This window comes from Terasakiella sp. 4MB5A (assembly GCF_050058155.1).
Taxonomy (GTDB): domain Bacteria; phylum Pseudomonadota; class Alphaproteobacteria; order Rhodospirillales; family Terasakiellaceae; genus Terasakiella; species Terasakiella halodenitrificans.
Genome location: NZ_CP188815.1, coordinates 3,457,104 through 3,473,885, shown reverse-complemented (window position 1 = coordinate 3,473,885; position 16,782 = coordinate 3,457,104). Strand labels below are relative to the sequence as shown.

General features: G+C 50.0%; 14 protein-coding genes. 4 read left to right on the top strand and 10 right to left on the bottom strand.

The genetic code is table 11. The features are described 5' to 3' along the window. Positions 1 to 39: 39 nt before the first annotated feature. Complete coding sequence (gene cobN / locus ACI0FF_RS16515; protein WP_419797859.1) at positions 40 to 3,807, bottom strand: cobaltochelatase subunit CobN; 3,768 nt, start codon at positions 3,805 to 3,807, stop codon at positions 40 to 42. A gap of 62 nt (positions 3,808 to 3,869) precedes the next feature. Between cobN and ACI0FF_RS16510 the strand changes: the two genes are divergently transcribed. Then, the gene (locus ACI0FF_RS16510; RefSeq protein ID WP_419797858.1) at positions 3,870 to 4,400 is read left to right on the top strand and encodes a GNAT family N-acetyltransferase; all 531 of its coding nucleotides are present in this window, start codon (positions 3,870 to 3,872) and stop codon (positions 4,398 to 4,400) included. 7 nt (positions 4,401 to 4,407) lie between these two features. Here the strand turns inward: ACI0FF_RS16510 and ACI0FF_RS16505 are convergent, their stop codons facing one another. The 5 genes from ACI0FF_RS16505 to ACI0FF_RS16485 all read right to left on the bottom strand — a co-directional run bounded on the left by ACI0FF_RS16505 (position 4,408) and on the right by ACI0FF_RS16485 (position 9,156). Next, the gene (locus tag ACI0FF_RS16505) at positions 4,408 to 5,085 is read right to left on the bottom strand and encodes an FRG domain-containing protein (RefSeq protein ID WP_419797857.1); all 678 of its coding nucleotides are present in this window, start codon (positions 5,083 to 5,085) and stop codon (positions 4,408 to 4,410) included. Positions 5,086 to 5,094: 9 nt separating this feature from the next. Beyond that, positions 5,095 to 5,331, bottom strand: coding sequence for a rubredoxin (locus ACI0FF_RS16500; RefSeq protein WP_419797856.1), 237 nt, complete (start codon positions 5,329 to 5,331; stop codon positions 5,095 to 5,097). A gap of 81 nt (positions 5,332 to 5,412) precedes the next feature. After that, on the bottom strand, positions 5,413 to 7,032 hold the full coding sequence (locus ACI0FF_RS16495; protein WP_419797855.1) for an ABC transporter ATP-binding protein: 1,620 nt from the start codon (positions 7,030 to 7,032) through the stop codon (positions 5,413 to 5,415). Next, positions 7,029 to 8,051 (bottom strand): ABC transporter permease, encoded by a 1,023-nt coding sequence (locus tag ACI0FF_RS16490; RefSeq protein ID WP_419797854.1) that lies wholly within the window; start codon positions 8,049 to 8,051, stop codon positions 7,029 to 7,031. The genes ACI0FF_RS16495 and ACI0FF_RS16490 overlap by 4 nt, the downstream gene beginning before the upstream one ends. Positions 8,052 to 8,058: 7 nt before the next feature. Next, entirely contained in the window at positions 8,059 to 9,156 is a 1,098-nt protein-coding gene (locus tag ACI0FF_RS16485) for a microcin C ABC transporter permease YejB (RefSeq protein ID WP_419797853.1), read from the bottom strand. A gap of 142 nt (positions 9,157 to 9,298) precedes the next feature. Between ACI0FF_RS16485 and ACI0FF_RS16480 the strand changes: the two genes are divergently transcribed. Genes ACI0FF_RS16480 through ACI0FF_RS16470 form a run of 3 tightly spaced genes read left to right on the top strand, consistent with a single transcriptional unit; the run spans position 9,299 to position 12,014 of the window. Continuing rightward, positions 9,299 to 10,711, top strand: a complete 1,413-nt coding sequence (locus ACI0FF_RS16480) for an AlkA N-terminal domain-containing protein (RefSeq protein ID WP_419797852.1) — start codon at positions 9,299 to 9,301, stop codon at positions 10,709 to 10,711. Further along, positions 10,708 to 11,220 (top strand): methylated-DNA--[protein]-cysteine S-methyltransferase, encoded by a 513-nt coding sequence (locus ACI0FF_RS16475; protein ID WP_419797851.1) that lies wholly within the window; start codon positions 10,708 to 10,710, stop codon positions 11,218 to 11,220. Before ACI0FF_RS16480 ends, ACI0FF_RS16475 begins: the two co-directional genes overlap by 4 nt. Beyond that, positions 11,217 to 12,014, top strand: a complete 798-nt coding sequence (locus ACI0FF_RS16470) for a hypothetical protein (protein WP_419797850.1) — start codon at positions 11,217 to 11,219, stop codon at positions 12,012 to 12,014. The genes ACI0FF_RS16475 and ACI0FF_RS16470 overlap by 4 nt, the downstream gene beginning before the upstream one ends. 33 nt (positions 12,015 to 12,047) lie before the next feature. Here the strand turns inward: ACI0FF_RS16470 and ACI0FF_RS16465 are convergent, their stop codons facing one another. From ACI0FF_RS16465 to sdhA, 4 genes are all read right to left on the bottom strand, one after another. Then, complete coding sequence (locus tag ACI0FF_RS16465; protein WP_419797849.1) at positions 12,048 to 12,434, bottom strand: polymer-forming cytoskeletal protein; 387 nt, start codon at positions 12,432 to 12,434, stop codon at positions 12,048 to 12,050. A gap of 133 nt (positions 12,435 to 12,567) precedes the next feature. Next, positions 12,568 to 13,971, bottom strand: a complete 1,404-nt coding sequence (locus ACI0FF_RS16460; protein WP_419797848.1) for a methyl-accepting chemotaxis protein — start codon at positions 13,969 to 13,971, stop codon at positions 12,568 to 12,570. A 222-nt stretch (positions 13,972 to 14,193) separates the two neighbouring features. Next, a complete protein-coding gene (locus ACI0FF_RS16455; protein WP_188663796.1) occupies positions 14,194 to 14,973 on the bottom strand; it encodes a succinate dehydrogenase iron-sulfur subunit in 780 nt (259 codons plus the stop codon). Between the two features lie 14 nt (positions 14,974 to 14,987). Beyond that, positions 14,988 to 16,778: a succinate dehydrogenase flavoprotein subunit gene (gene sdhA, locus ACI0FF_RS16450; RefSeq protein WP_419797847.1), complete on the bottom strand. Its 1,791-nt coding sequence runs from the start codon at positions 16,776 to 16,778 to the stop codon at positions 14,988 to 14,990. Positions 16,779 to 16,782: the final 4 nt, after the last annotated feature.

Genomic DNA, 16,782 nt, shown 5'->3' with positions numbered 1-16,782 from the left:
GCAATCTGAGCCTCGTTTTGATAAAAAGCGAGGCTTTTCTTACGCCTTGAGGCCGTCCAGCAAATCCCCGATCATAAATCGTGCGGAATTAGAACGCGGTTTCCACAGGTTACGATCTTGCGCTTCCTGAAAACGTTCCAGCATTTCCTTTAAGGCTGCCGGGTTGTTTTCTTTTAAGAAAGCAAATGTATCGTCATCCATGATAAAGGCATCAAAAACGGCATCGAAATGATGATCACGCACGCATTGGGCAGTCGCAGCAAAAGCGAACATGTAATCCAGCGTTGCCGCCATTTCAAAGGCCCCTTTATAGCCGTGACGTTTCACCCCGTTGATCCATTTTGGATTAACAACGCGGGCGCGCACCACGCGTGAAACCTCTTCTTCCAAGGTGCGGATGCGTGGGGTTTCGGGGCGCGAATGGTCGTTGTGATAAACGGTTGGGGCTTCGCCCCCCTTGAGCGTGCGAATAGCGGCGGTCATGCCCCCTTCAAACTGGTAATAATCATCACTGTCCAGCAGGTCGTGTTCGCGGTTATCCTGATTTTGCACAACTGCTTCGACCTTTGACAGGCGTTCTTCAAACAAACCGTGGGCACTTTTGCCACCACTGCCTTGACCATAGGCGTATCCCCCCCATGCGACATAGGCCCGCGCAAGATCATCGGCTGTGTCCCAGCCTTTTTCGTCGATCAGGGCCTGCAAGCCTGCGCCGTAGGCACCGGGTTTGGAACCAAAAACACGAAAACCGGATTGCAGGTCGGCTTCTTCTGCACTGGCCCCCTGGGCGATCATATCGGTTTTTTCTTGTTTGACACGCGCTGCCAAGGGGTTGAGGTCTTCAGGTTCATCTTGGGCAGCAACAGCGCGCACAGCACTGTCAAACAGATCGATGAGACCGGGGAAAGCATCGCGGAAGAAACCGGAAACCCGCAAGGTGACATCCACGCGGGGGCGACCCAGTACGGTTTGCGGCATGACTTCAAACCCGGTGACGCGGCGTGAAACCGGGTCCCATTGCGGTTGAACCCCCATCAGGGCAAGGCCTTGGGCAATATCGTCCCCGCCGGTGCGCATGTTGGATGTCCCCCATGCGGTCAGGGCCATTGTGCGCGGCCAGTCGCCGTGATCCTGCATGTAGCGTTCAATCATTAAACTTGCGGATTTCCAACCCAGCGTCCAGGCGGCAGGTGTGGGGACGGTACGGGTATCGACGGAATAAAAATTCTTCCCCGTTGGCAAGATTTCCGGTCGTCCGCGTGTCGGGGCGCCACTGGGGCCGGGCAAAACAAAACACCCATCAAGACCACGCAGAATACCATCGATTTCTGCCTCCCCACAGGCCATGACGGCGGGGCGAACGGTGTCTTCCATATAGGCAAGGACAGCTTGTGTCCGGGGCCATTCGGTTGGGCAGGGCAGGTCATTGCTGATAAGTTGAGAGGCGATGGTTTCCAGCCGTTCAACTGTATCCCCACAGGTGCGCCAATGGTCTGCGCTGTTCAGTATATCGGGTTTTGGTCCCGTCCACGTAGTCGCCATTTCACAATTGAGCGGATCGAAATCCAGTTCCAGATCATCGGCAATCGCGCGAATGAGGGAGGCATCACGCCCTTCGCCCTTGTCACGCGGGACACGGACAAGCGCAACCAGCAGGTCATTGAGTAAGCGGTCCGTCGGGCTTTCCCCAAAGATATGCAGACCGTCACGGATTTGCATTTCTTTAAGCTCACATAAATGGTTATCGAGTTTGCCAAGTGCGGTTTCATCATCATCGTCGCGATCAATGCCGCAGTCGATATCCAGCCCGGTACTGCGCGACAAAGCGAGGATTTCTTTTTTCAAAACCTTCAGGCGGCGCGGGTCTACACCGGCAGCTTCGTAATATTCATCGACCAGTAATTCTAAATCGCGCAAAGGTCCATAACTTTCCGCCCGTGTTAAAGGTGGGGTTAAATGATCAATGATGACGGCTTGGGCACGGCGTTTGGCTTGTGTGCCTTCACCGGGATCATTAATGATGAAGGGATAAAGATGCACGCTGGGGCCGAAGACAGCTTCGGGGAAACAGTTTTCAGACAAGGCAATGGCTTTGCCGGGCAACCATTCCATATTGCCGTGCTTGCCCATATGAACAATCGCATGACTGCGAAATTCAAAACGTAGCCATGCATAAAAGGCCAGATAGTTATGGGGCGGTACCAGATCGGGGCTGTGATAACTTTCCACAGGATCGATATTGTAACCACGTGCAGGTTGCAGGCAAACGGCCACATTACCGCAGCGATAAGCCGGAAGCAGGAATTGCCCACAATCCAGTTCACCGGGGCGGAAAAACGGATCTTTTTCAGCCGGACCCCATCGGTCCAGAACCGCCTGTTGAACAGGTTGCGGCAAGCTGGAAAAGAAAATTTGATAATCAGATAGGCGCAGCGTTTCGCAAATATCGCGATTGTTGATCTGGGTGAAATCGTTGGTAACGCCTGCTTGCAGACGCGCGATCAGGTCATTGCCGTCTGTCGGGATATCGTCCACGCGGTATCCGTTTTTGGCTATTGCCTTTAAAACATTCAGGGACCCCGCCGGGGTATCCAGCCCGACCCCGTTGCCCATGCGCCCGTCTTTGTTGGGATAGTTGGCAAGGACAAGGGCAATTTTACGCATATTGGCGGGCGTGGTTTTCAGTTTGGCCCAGTTTACCGCAAGTTCTGCCGTAAATGTCAAACGATCCGGCACAGGTTTGTAACTGACGATATCACATTGGGTCAACTCGTCGCGTTGGGCCAACCCTTTAAACGAAACGGCACGTGCTAAAATTCGACCGTCAACCTCAGGTAAGGCCACGTTCATGGCGATATCACGCGCACTTAACCCGTGGGTTCCCTTGTGCCAGCTGTCTTCGTTGCTGCCGGCGAAGACAATTTGCAGGACCGCGCAATCAGCGACATCAAAAGGTGTTTTTGTGCGTTTGGCATTGGGTTTGGACAGGGCAAAGCCTGTGCCGTTTAAAATTACTGATGTATGGCTTTGTGCCAGCAGGTCTTCGATCTGTGCACCGGCAATTTCATCTTTTAGACTGGCGGCATAAAGGGGTAGGGGGTTTAATCCTTGGGCTTGCAAGGCCTCAATCAAACCATCAATAACGGCTGTATTGCCAGCCTGCATCAGGGCGCGATAAAAAGTAATGGCGGCAACGGGTCGCCCGTCTGTCCAATGATTGTTGCGCAGGTCATTGAGGCTGAGGGTGCTCTGGCCGGGCCAATAGATCCCGGCGCGCAATAACGGGGCAGGTTCGGCCCAGTCACGAGGCAGCCCTAACAGGTGATGGCTGAAATTCAAAAACTCAACGGCGTTTTCAATGCCGCCATGGACGCAATATTGCCACAGGCGGTGCGTGTTTTCTTGATCCAATGTGGACAGGTTGGCCAATTCCGCATCTGGTTGGTCATCGCCGGGTAATAGGGCCAACGGGATGTTTTTTTCTGAACAGATGCGCGTGATTTCATCCACGCCATATTCCCAATAACTTTTGCCGCCCAACAAGCGTATGATGACCAGTTTGGCATGTTGGATGATATCATCCACATACAAATCCACCGACATATTGTGCCCCATATGCAGCAAGGACGCGAGGCGCAGGCTGGGAATACTGTTGTCGTGGTCATGCAAGCGATTTTGTGCCAACGCCAAACAGGCGAGTTCGGTGTCAGCCGCCGATAGAACGACAATGTCGCCCGGTGTCTGTCCCAGATCAATCGCTTCGGACCCGTCAGAGACAGCGCCCGGTGTGGCGGCCAAAAGATGCATTTTTTACTTCCATTCCTTAACAATCCCTGTCTTATAGAACAGACCTTATAGGAAGACAAATTATGATCAGAATTACGACGCAAAAAGACATGCCTGCGGTGCTGGATATTCATCGCCTCGCCTTTGAGGAAGAGGACGAAGCAATCCTTGTGGAAAATCTTCTGGATGATGAAACAGCATATCCGCTTTTATCCTTGGTGATGGAAGAGGACGAGGAGATTCTGGGGCATATTTTGTTTACCAAGGCGTGCGTGGAGGCAAGCGACGTTTCCGCCATGTTGCTGGCCCCATTGGCGGTGCATCCCGATCGCCAATATAAAGGGATTGGTCAACGTTTGATGAAAGAAGGTTTTCGCCAGCTTGCAGGTATGGGGGTGGAACTGGTTTTTGTGTTGGGGGATCCGGCGTATTATCCGCGTGTGGGCTTTGTGACAGATGCAGGCGGGCAAGGGTTTGCAACGCCGCAGCCCATCCCATCGCAATATCGTGAAGCTTGGATGGTGAAAGATTTAAATGGCGGAGCCATTGCGCGTTATCGCGGGCAAGTCTGTGTTGCTGATCAAATCAGTGCGCGGGAATATTGGAGCGATTGAGCCGGTATCATTCTTCAAATTCATGTAAAATGGCGGCCTGCCAATTCATGAAATCAGACAGGCCATCCAGACTGGGGAACAAGGTCATCATGTTGATGCCGTAGTTGTTCAAGTCTTTGGATAAACGTTGTTTGATCTGTTTGGGGATGATGTATTGATGCAACTCCCCATCTTTTTCATTTAATTTTTTATCGGGTTTGCCATGCACGGTAAAAACGCCGCGTTGCTGCACGATGCGTTCAGAAAAAGAGTGCGGGGTAAAATAACCTGTCTTGTCCACTTTTAAGGGGTGAGGGGATTCATCCTGCACATAATGATGTTTGGGTTTGAAGACATAAACCACACCATCGGTGTCATATTGTCCATGTACGGCAAAGAACAGGGCCACCAGTGGATTGCGGGTCCAGTCCAGCAATCGGGTCGCTAATCCGTGATGCTGGGCCAGTGCGAGATAATCCCAATCATCAATATTATCGCGGGAAAAATAAGCTACGGCCTGACGTTTCCATGCGCGAAAAAAGGCACGTTCGTATTTTAACGCATGTTTATATTTCTTGCGCCCGATTTTGGGGATCAGGTGCCAGTCGGCCTCGCATTGTCCGCGAAACATCCAGCGTTCAAACCATTGGTATTGTGACAGGGCATTATGGTAATCCCCAAAGCTCTCAACCTGAATTTTGCGCATATTAAGGGATCAGGACAGGGGATATTTATTGGTCTTGCTGAAGGCTTTTTTCTTGGCACCGCAAGACGGGCATTTCCATTTTTTGCCCAGTTCTTCAAAGGCGATCCCCTCCATTTGGGCCGGATCGTAAACGTATTTTGAACAGCTGCAAATCCAGCGTTGTGGCTCAAACGCCTTGATGGCGCCAAACCCTGCCATTGGCATCATGGCAACAGTCTTTTGAATATTTCCGCGATATAACCACATATGAACCTCCCGTTTTTTGCTTTATGGGAGTCGAAAATACGCGCTTTCAAAGACTCTTTTATGAAGGAAATGTGTTTTCGTTTATAGGGAAACCACGCTGTTTTCATCGGCCTTGTTTTCAAGGGCTGCTGCCATCAAGGCCTTGGTATAAGAGGTTTGTGGTGCATCGAAAATATCGTCGCGCAAACCTTGTTCGACAACTTGGCCGTTTTGCATCACAAGGACTTTATGGCTCATGGCGCGCACGACTTTCAGGTCATGGCTGATGAAGATATAAGCCAGATTATATTTGGCTTGCAGGTCGCGCAATAATTCAACAATTTGTGCCTGAACCGACATATCCAGTGCGCTGGTCGGTTCATCCAGAATGATCAGGCGCGGGCGCAAGACGATGGCGCGGGCAATGGCGATACGCTGGCGTTGCCCACCGCTGAATTCATGGGGGTAACGCTCCTGTGCACTGCGTTTCAGGCCGACTTCTTCCAGAACATCCCCGACCAGTTCACGGCGTTCATCGCGTGTGCCACCCATTCCATGAACGAGCAGACCTTCTTCGACAATTTGCTGGACGCTCATGCGCGGGGACATAGACCCGAAAGGGTCCTGAAAAACCATCTGCATTTCCTTGCGCAAAGGGCGCAGGTCTTTTGCCGGGAGGGTTTGTAGGTTTTGATTATCAAAGATCAAGGTGCCATTGCTATCTTCAAGGCGCAAAATTGCACGGCCTAATGTCGATTTACCTGATCCCGATTCACCAACAACACCAAGGGTTTCACCTTGTCGAACCCTAAGGGTGATGCCATCAACGGCCTTGACATGATCAACGGTGCGTTTGATCACGCCGCGTTTAATGGGATACCAGACCTTGAAATCTTCAACGCGTAGAATTTCTGTGTCGGTGATGGTATCGGCAGGTTTGCCCGCAGGTTCAGCCGCCAGAAGTTTTTGGGTGTAAGGGTGGGCGGGGGCTTCAAATAGCTGTTGGCACGCGCCACTTTCAACAATTTCACCGTCATTCATCACACAAACCCGATCGGCCACATGGCGCACGATGCCCAGATCATGGGTGATCATTAAAATGGCCATCCCCAGCTTGGCTTGTAATTCTTTAAGCAGTTTTAAAATTTGTGCCTGAACGGTGACATCAAGGGCGGTTGTCGGTTCATCTGCGATCAGAATGTCAGGCTCGTTCGCCAAGGCCATTGCAATCATAATGCGTTGTTGTTGCCCACCGCTGAATTGATGGGGCAGGGCCTTGAGGCGGTCTTCGCTGGTGGCATTTTCCAGACCGACGAGTTTTAGCAGTTCAATGACTCGGGCGCGTGCTTGGCGCTTGGTCATCATTTTATGGACAAAGAGAACTTCGGAAATCTGGCGTTCAATGGAATGTAGCGGATTAAGCGAGGTTAAGGGTTCCTGAAAAATCATGGCAATACGGTTGCCGCGAATGCCGCGAATGATGTGTTCTTTGCAGCCTAGTAATTCCTCACCATCCAATTTGATCGACCCTTTTGGATGGTGGGCGCGGGGATATGGCAGCAGTTGCAGAATGGATAAGGCGCTGACGGATTTACCGGACCCGGACTCCCCAACCAAAGCCAGCGTTTCCCCCCTTTCCAGATGGAAGGAAACACCGCGCACCGCTGCATCATCGCCAAAACAAACATGCAAGTCTTTAATGTCGAGTAAAGGGGTGCTCATTGAAATGTCTTCCTTGGATCAAAGGCATCTCGCACAGCTTCGCCAATAAAAATCAGCAAAGACAGCATGAGGGAGAGAACGAAAAACGCACTGAGTCCCAGCCATGGGGCTTGTAGGTTATTTTTGCCCTGATTGAGTAACTCACCCAGTGAAGCACTACCCGGTGGCAGGCCAAAGCCGAGGAAATCAAGCGCGGTCAGGGTTGTGATGGATCCGTTCAGGATAAAAGGCAAAAAGGTGAAAGTCGCCACCATCGCATTGGGAAGCACGTGGCGGATGATGATGGTATGGTCACTGACGCCCAAGGCCTTGGCGGCACGGACAAAATCAAAATTACGCGCGCGCAGAAATTCGGCACGCACCAAAGAGACAAGCGCAATCCATGAAAACAGCAGCATAATACCCAACAGCCACCAGACGTTTGGTTCAACAAAACTGGCAAGGATGATCAACAGATATAGGGTGGGCAGACCGGACCAGATCTCGATCACTCGTTGGCCGATCAGATCTATAAGGCCTGCGAAATATCCCTGAATGGCCCCGGCGGCAATGCCGATGATGGAACTGAGGATGGTTAAACCTAATCCAAACAGGACCGAAATCCGAAATCCGTAAATAATCCGCGCCACGACATCGCGTCCCTGATCATCCGTACCCAACCAGTTGTCCGCACTGGGTGGGGCGGGGGTGGGGACAGTTAGGGCATAGTTGATACTGTCGTAACTGTAGCGTACCACCGGCCAGGTAATCCATCCTCCGGTGTCTGTGATTAAGGCTTGAACTTCAGGGTCACGGTATTCTGCCTCGGTTTCAAAAAAACCGCCGAAGGTGGTTTCCGGATATTCTTTTAAGAACGGGGTGTAAAGCTCCCCTTCGTATGAAATTAAAAGCGGTTTGTCGTTGGCAATCAGTTCGGCAAACAGGGAAAAAACAAACAGAAACAGGAAAATCCACAAGGACCAATAGCCCCGTTTGTTGGTTTTAAAATTCTGCCAGCGGCGTTGATTAATCGGGCTCATCTTCTTGTTACCTCGCCTCGAAATCAACGCGGGGATCAACGATGTGGTACATGATATCCCCGATCAGGTTCAGCACCAGCCCAACCAGTGTGAAGAAATAAAGCGTGCCGAAGACCACCGGATAATCACGGTTAATGGCAGCCTCAAATCCCAACAGGCCCAGCCCGTCGAGGGAGAAAATTATTTCAGTCAGCAGGGACCCGGTAAAAAACACCCCGATAAAAGTCGCCGGGAAACCTGCAATCACAATCAACATGGCATTGCGAAACACATGTTTATAAAGAACGCGATTTTCCGTTAAGCCTTTGGCGCGGGCGGTGACGACATATTGCTTGTTGATCTCTTCCAGAAAGGAATTTTTGGTCAGCATGGTGAGGCTTGCAAACCCACCGACGACCATCGAAAGAACGGGTAGGGCAATATGCCAGAAATAATCCGTGATTTGGCGCCATGTGGACAGGTCTGCCCAATTATCCGAGGTTAAGCCGCGAATGGGGAACCAGTCGAGATAACGCCCACCGGCAAAGACCACCATCAGGAAAATCGCAAAGAGAAAGCTGGGAATTGCATTGCCCAGAATAACCGCCCCGCTTGTCCAGATATCAAAACGCGATCCGTCGCGCACCGCCTTTTTAATGCCCAAGGGAATGGAAATCAGATAAATCAGCAGGGTTGACCAAATCCCTAACGAGATGGAAACAGGCATTTTTTGCAAGACCAGATCAATGACACTTTGGTCGCTGTAAAAACTGTTGCCGAAATCAAAACGGACATAATTACCCAGCATCTGGAAAAAACGTTCATGGGCGGGTTTGTCAAAACCGAATTGTTTTTCCAATTGTGCAATTAATTCTGGTGGAACACCCTGTGCGCCGCGATATTGCGTATCTCCGTTGGCGCCAATGTTGGGGGCGCTTCCTTTGATCTCGCTGCCTCCTGTACCGGACACTCGTGCGGTGGCATCGATCGCTTCGCCTTGAATTTGCGCCAGCATTTGTTCGACCGGACCGCCGGGGGCGGCCTGAATGATGACGAAGTTCAACACCATAATGCCGAAGAGTGTCGGAACGATCAGCAATAAGCGTCGAATGATATAGGCAAGCATGAGCGAATGGAGCCTCGTTTCGGTTTATTTTCTTATTTGTATGGGAACGTTTAAGTCGGGGCAAGCCCAACCTTGTCCTTGAGGAAAACATTAATGTCCGAAAATGGCGAGTTTTTGGCAAATGATCGTGTAAACTACATTTATGAAACTTGAACATGACATATGCTATCAGGCGCTAAAAAGCCGTGATGCCCGATTTGATGGCCGCTTTTTTACCGGGGTTTCCTCTACGGGAATTTTCTGTCGCCCCATCTGCCCGGCTACGACGCCCAAGCCTGAGAATTGTACATTTTTTGCCTCTGCCAGTGCAGCCTTGCAGGCAGGGTTTCGCCCCTGTCTACGGTGTCGCCCCGAAAGTGCCCCGGCAAGTCCGGCGTGGATCGGGACCGAAGCCACCGTAAAACGGGCCTTGAACCTGATAGAAGACGGGGCACTGGATGACGGGCAATCCTTGGAGAGCCTGTGTAATCAATTAGGTGTGGGGGAACGTCATTTACGCCGGTTATTCCAGACGCATTTAGGGGCCTCGCCTAAGCAAATTGCGCTGACACGACGTTTGATGTTTGCCAAAAAACTGTTGGCCCAAACCGATGCATCCGTCATGGATATTGCATTGACTGCCGGGTTTAATAGTTTGCGCCGTTTTAACGATGCTTATAAAAAAGCCTTTGATTTTGCACCTTCCTTTGAACGTAAAAAAAGCCAGAAAGGTGAAGATGCAGGTACGCGTGACTCTTTCATCCTTCATTTCAATTATCGTCCTCCTTTTGATTGGGTCGGGTTGCTCGCCTTTTTTGAAAGCCGTGCGATTGATGCGGTGGAACAGGTCACAGACAGTGCCTATATGCGGCGAATTGCGATTGACGGACAGATTGCGACGGTGCGAATTACACATGAAGACAGCCGCAATCGCCTGAAAGCTCATATCAGTGGTGTTGATGTGCAGCATTTGCGCCCTTTATCGCAAAAAATCCGACACGTGTTTGATCTGGATGCGGACCCTGCAATCATCAATGTCGATTTATCACACCATGACGTGTTGCGTGATTTGGTGAGGACAACGCCGGGGTTGCGTGTGCCCGGTGCGTGGGATGGATTTGAGATTGCCGTGCGTGCGGTTATTGGACAACAGATCAGTGTTAAAGGGGCACGCACGATTTGTAATCGGGTGGTTGAACGGGTGGGGAAAACGGTTTTCCCCACACCATTGGATATAGAAAACACCAATCTGGATGGATTGGGCCTGACAGGGCGACGGATTACCACCTTGAAAAAACTGGCGGCAAGCTGGCCTGCACTGGATTGTACAAAAGGGGTGGAAAAATTACTGAAGGATTTATGCCACCTTCCTGGAATTGGTCCTTGGACGGCACATTACATTGTTATGCGGGCTTTTGGGGAACCTGATGTTTATCCGGTTGCTGATCTTGGTTTGGTTAGGGCTTTGGAAAAACTGGATCAACCGGCCGGGAAAAAGGATATGGAACAGTTTTTTGAAAACCTGCGTCCTTGGCGGGCCTATGGCGCGTTGCATTTATGGAAGGTTCTGACATGAATGTTCTTTGTTATGATCAATTTGATAGTCCCTGTGGTGAGATTTCAATTGTTTTTGATGAAATGGATCGCTTGTATCATTTGGATTTTCCAGATCAGGGGGATCGTCAGCAGAAATTGTTAACAAAACGATTTGGGACTGTTGAGTTAAAGCAAGCCAGATCCGATGTTATCCGTTTTGCATTCGAAGCTTATTTTGTCGGTGAATATGATGCTTTGCGCAAGATTTCTTGTGTGCAGGGTGGAACAGACTTTCAGCGCCAGACCTGGGATAAACTCTGTGAAATTCCCACGGGCGAAACCTGGAGCTATCGCCAATTGGCAATTGAGATCGGGAATGAAAAGGCGGTGCGTGCAGTTGCCCGCGCCAATTCATTGAATCCGATTTCCATTATTTATCCTTGTCACCGGGTGATTGGTTCGGATGGCAGCTTGACTGGATATGCAGGTGGGTTGAGCAGAAAAGAATGGCTGTTGCGACATGAAGGCGCTATTCTCGCGGCCTTATGACATTAATTCTAATTAAAACCTTTGTAACGATTTCGATTGTTTTGGGATTATCCATCGTGGCGGAGCGGGTCAGCCCGCGCTGGGCTGGGTTGTTGGGCGGATATCCCTTGGGAACCGCGATTGTTCTTATTTTTATCGGTTATGAAGAAGGTACCGTTTTTGCTGCCAATAGTGCCGTTCATACCTTGGCAGGGTTAACTGCAAACTTATGTGTTTTTGCGGCCTATGGTCTGATTTTGACGTTGCGACCCAATAGTGGGTTCATTCTGCCGACTTTCTGTGCGGTGACAGCGTTTTTGGCGGTGGGTATTCCTTTAAGTTGGGTCGATTTCACCTTACCGTTTGCCTTGGGTTTCATTATTATTGTTGTGTCCTTGTGTATTTTTACATTTCGCCACTTTGCGGAAATGAAAATTATGAAGGCGGTAAGATTAAGCTTCTGGGTAACGGCTATTCGTGCGGCGACGGCGTGCTTTGTTGTGCTTTCCATTACGGGATTGGCGCATTCGCTGGGGCCTGAAATGGCCGGTGTCCTTGCGGGGTTCCCGTCAACGGTTTTACCGATGATTGTTATTGTACATTTTACCTATGGTCCGGCCCCGGTACTGACTGTTATTAAACATTTTCCCAGTGGTTTGGGTGCGATGATCACTTTTGGTGTGATTTATGCGTTGTATCTTGTCGATCTGGGATTAGGGCTTGGAACACTCGCATCCTTTGGGGCTGCAACAATCTATTTGTTGGGGTTTTCACTCATACAAGAAAAAATGCGCCGGACAAAATCCGGCGCATAAAAAATATTTTGAAAGTCAGTCTTAAATCAGTGATTAAGCAGCGAGGGTCAAACCTTGCAAGACTTCTTCAATCGGTTGGCGTTCTTGCCATAATTTAAGAAGGGGGCGCGGTGTTAGTTTTGCTACAACATCGGCATGTGGCGCGACGGAGAGTTGCTCATAAGAAAGCTCACCTTCGACATGAGCGCCTTTTTCAACGATTACACGGCGTGCATGAATGGTACCTTTGACATGACCAAGGATGCGAACAGTTTCGGCAATCACGTTGCCTGTTAAAGTGGCTCTGCGCCCAATCACAAGGGTATCAACTTCGATGGACCCTTCGACGTTGCCACGCAAATCCAAAGAACCTTGACCGACCAAATCCCCTTGGATAAGGCGGTTGCGTTTCACAATTGCTTTTTTAGGTTTTAGAAACATGAGACAGACTTTCTTATAAATTTCGTATCTGTAGCCAGTATGTCGCAAAGGTGTAAACAACCGATTAACAGATACCTAAAATGGACAATTTTATAGATTGTCCATTTTAGGTTGATGTTTGTGTAAATCGTAATTAATGGTTTTGTCCGACAAATGCAATAAGCTCATCCAAGTATTTTTGGACCAAGCGCGACGGTTCTTCGACTTGTTCAACCAGGGAGATTGCTTCATCCAGTTTGTGATCATTATAGGCCCGTGCTGCTGCAATGCCCAAGGCATGAACCTGTTCGTGCGGGTCGTCAATGGCAGTAAAGGCGGGGTGTGCTTTTACTGCTTCGTCCTGATCGCCAAAGTACCACTTACCGAGACGACAATGTTGATGGTCAGATAGCTCGTTCGGGTCTAGTTTGGCACGACCAACCAGCATGTCGGCCAGTTTTTTGCGCCAGACCATATGATCAGCTTTGGCCCGGATCAAGTCACGAGATGGGAAATCATGACGCATCAGGGCTTCCATTTGATCCCCAATTAATTTTTCGGTCTCATCCATTTCATCAAGAACGGTGGAATTGGCTTGCAGGGTTTGAGCCGACATATCCGAAATTGTTGTTGCATGGGTGGATGTTTCTTGTGTGACGCCTTGTTGCTGTTCCAGAACGGAGGCAATTTCCTGCATGTCTGACGTGACACGGGTGACGCCACGATCAATTTCTTCCATACTTTTCAGTGTGGATGTGATGATCTGTTGACCGTTTTCAACCGCCTCGGCGCCTTCGGCCATGGATTTTGTGATGCCTTCCATTTCATTGCGCAGAAGCTCAATGCGGTCATTGATATCGCTGGTGGCGCGTTCTGTCTGATTGGCCAGATTTTTGACTTCGGATGCAACAACGGCAAAACCTTTGCCTGCTTCACCTGCGCGTGCAGCTTCAATGGTTGCGTTTAGGGCCAGCAGGTTTGTCTGGCTAGCGATATTGTTAATCAGTCCGACCACTTCACCGATTTTGCTTGAGGCATCGGCGAGATCTTGTAATTTTTCGACCGCTTCAGTCACGGAATGTGAAATTGTATTGATCGCATCAATGGCTTCTTGTGAGCCTTGCATACTTTGCTGCACAATTTCCTGAAGATGGTTGGCTTCGGAAGAACTGTTATGTGTATTTTCAGAAATTTCGTGAATGGATGCGGACATTTCTTCCATTGCCGAGGCTAAAGACTGAGCGATGTGGTTGAGATGTCCGAGACTACGTGCAGAATGCGCGACTGAAATAACGGTTGAGTTATTGGAAACGGATAAACCGACAGAACGTGATAGATTGACTTCAGCGCGCCGTTCGTTTTCTTTGGCTAAGAGCTTAAGTTTTTTTGTAAGCTCATCTTTGCCCTCCGGTACATCTTGGTAGTTCCGGGCCAAGATGGCTTCGACTTGTTGCATGGCCAGCGACAATTCGCACTGTTCTGCCTCTGCATTAGTGTCAGATATCTGAGTTTGTCCCTCGATATCACGATGGTCTGTTTTCTTTGAGAAAAACGACATGTTGGATCCCCCCCCCTCTTTTATGTTTGTTTGTGCGTGAAACTGTCATAAATGCGGAGTATATGCAATAAATCCCTTCGCTTTAAGTGGTTATACTTAGCTGTAAAATGGTTATAATTGTATTTAGAAAATAGCGTATAAAGCGAATTTATATACACTTGGCATAAAAAAAGGCCGCTGAAGGAGAACCCTCATCGGCCTTTTTAAATTTGCATCAATGCCTTATTGGCGTTCGAACTGCAATTTTTTGATTTCTGCAATGGCCTTACCCGGGTTCAAACCTTTCGGGCAGGTGTTGGTGCAGTTCATGATCGTGTGGCAACGATAAACTTTAAACGGATCATTCAGATCATCTAAACGTTTACCTGTTGCTTCATCACGGCTATCAGCGATCCAACGGTAGGCTTGCAGAAGAACCGCCGGGCCGAGGTAACGATCACCGTTCCACCAATAGCTCGGGCAGGAAGTCTGACAGGAGAAGCACAAAATGCATTCCCACAAACCGTCCAGCTTTTCACGTTCTTCAATAGATTGCAGACGTTCCTGGTTAGCAGGAGCCGGTGTATCGGCTTGCATCCAAGGTTCTACAGAACGCAATTGAGCGTAAGGCATGTTCAGATCCGGTACCAAATCCTTGATGACCGGCATATGCGGCAACGGATAGATGGCACAATCGCCTTTTACATCGGCAATCGGTTTTAAACACGCCAGTGTGTTTGTCCCGTCAATGTTCATTGCGCAAGATCCACAGATCCCTTCGCGACAAGAACGACGGAATGTCAGCGTTGTATCAATTTCGTTTTTGATTTTGATCAGCGCATCCAAAATCATCGGGCCACAATCGTCGAGATCAATCTCGAAGGTATCCAGACGCGGGTTTTCACCTGAATCAGGATCGTAGCGGTAGATTTTGAACTTCTTAACGTTCTTCGCCCCGGCAGGAGCTTTGAAGGTTTTGCCTTCTTTAACCACCGAATTGGCGGGTAGAGAAAATTCAGCCATTTTCCAAGCTCCCCTTAGTAAACACGTTCTTTAGGTACGATATATTCGACTTCGTCCGTTAATGTCCACGTGTGGACCGGACGGTAGTCGAGCTCAATGGAGCCGTCTTCCTTGACGTAAGCCAATGTGTGCTTCATCCACTCTTCATCGTCACGGTTCGGGAAATCTTCGTGGGCGTGTGCCCCGCGTGATTCCTTACGTGCATCGGCTGAAACAATGGTTGCTTTCGCACAGGCCATCAGGTTTTCAAGCTCAAGCGTTTCCACAAGGTCGGAGTTCCAGACCATAGAACGGTCAGTGACCTTCAGGCTGTTCATCTTCTTGGATGTTTCAAACAGCTTTTCAACACCTTCAGCCAAAACTTCCGATGTACGGAACACAGCCGCGTGACCTTGCATGACTTTTTGCATTTCAAGACGAACGTCAGCTGTTTTGTGTTCACCGTTTGCATTGCGCAGACCATCAAAGCGTTTGATGATATTGTCTGTTACGTCTTCTGACAGAGCTTTGTGCGATTGACCGGCTTTCATTGTTTCAGAACAACGCAGCGCAGCAGCGCGACCGAAGACAACGATATCCAGCAGGGAGTTCGTGCCCAGACGGTTGGCCCCGTGTACGGACGCGGATGCACATTCACCGATTGCCATCAAACCTTCGCAGACCGCATCCGGGTCGTCTTTGGTCGGACGGATAACTTCACCGTGATAGTTGGTTGGAATACCACCCATGTTATAGTGAACGGTCGGCAGAACCGGGATCGGCTCTTTGGTTGCGTCCACACCGGCAAAGATTTTCGCTGTTTCGGTAATGCCTGGCAGGCGTTTCCACAGTTCTTCCGCCGGGAGGTGTTCCAGGTGGAGATAAATGTGGTCGTTTTCTTTACCAACACCGCGGCCTTCGCGAATTTCCATTGCCATAGAACGTGAAACAACGTCACGTGAGGCAAGGTCTTTCGCTGTCGGTGCGTAGTTCGGCATGAAACGCTCACCTTCAGAGTTGGTGAGGTAACCACCTTCGCCACGCGCGCCTTCGGTGATCAAACAGCCAGAGCCATAGATACCGGTCGGGTGGAATTGAACAAATTCGTGATCCTGCAGAGGAATGCCAGCACGTGCTGCCATACCGTTACCGTCACCCGTACAGGTGTGGGCAGATGTGCAAGAGAAGAACGCGCGGCCATAACCACCTGTCGCCAGCACAACTTTGTGTGCGCGGAAACGGTGCAGTTTACCGGTGTCCAGATCCCAAGCGAGCAAACCACGGCATGTGCCGTCTTCGTCCATCAACAGGTCGATACCGATATATTCAACAAAGAATGTGGCATCGTGTTTCAGGCACTGGGAATAAAGTGTGTGCAAAATGGCGTGACCAGTCCGGTCAGCTGCTGCACAAGCGCGTTGAACCGGCGCTTCACCGTAGTTGGACATATGTCCACCAAACGGGCGCTGGTAAATTTTACCTTCTTCTGTACGGGAGAACGGCACACCGAAATGTTCCAGTTCCTGTACAGCGGGAATGGCGTTGCGACACATATATTCGATCGCGTCCTGGTCACCGAGCCAGTCGGAGCCCTTGACGGTATCGTACATATGCCATTGCCATTTGTCCTCTGCCATGTTGCCCAGTGCAGCGCCAACGCCGCCCTGTGCTGCCACGGTGTGAGAACGTGTCGGGAAAACTTTTGTGACACAAGCCGTTTTCAGGCCTGTAGCTGCCATACCGAGTGTCGCGCGCAAACCTGCACCACCGGCACCCAATACGACCACGTCATATTCGTGTTCGATAATTTCGTAGGCATGAGCCATGGTT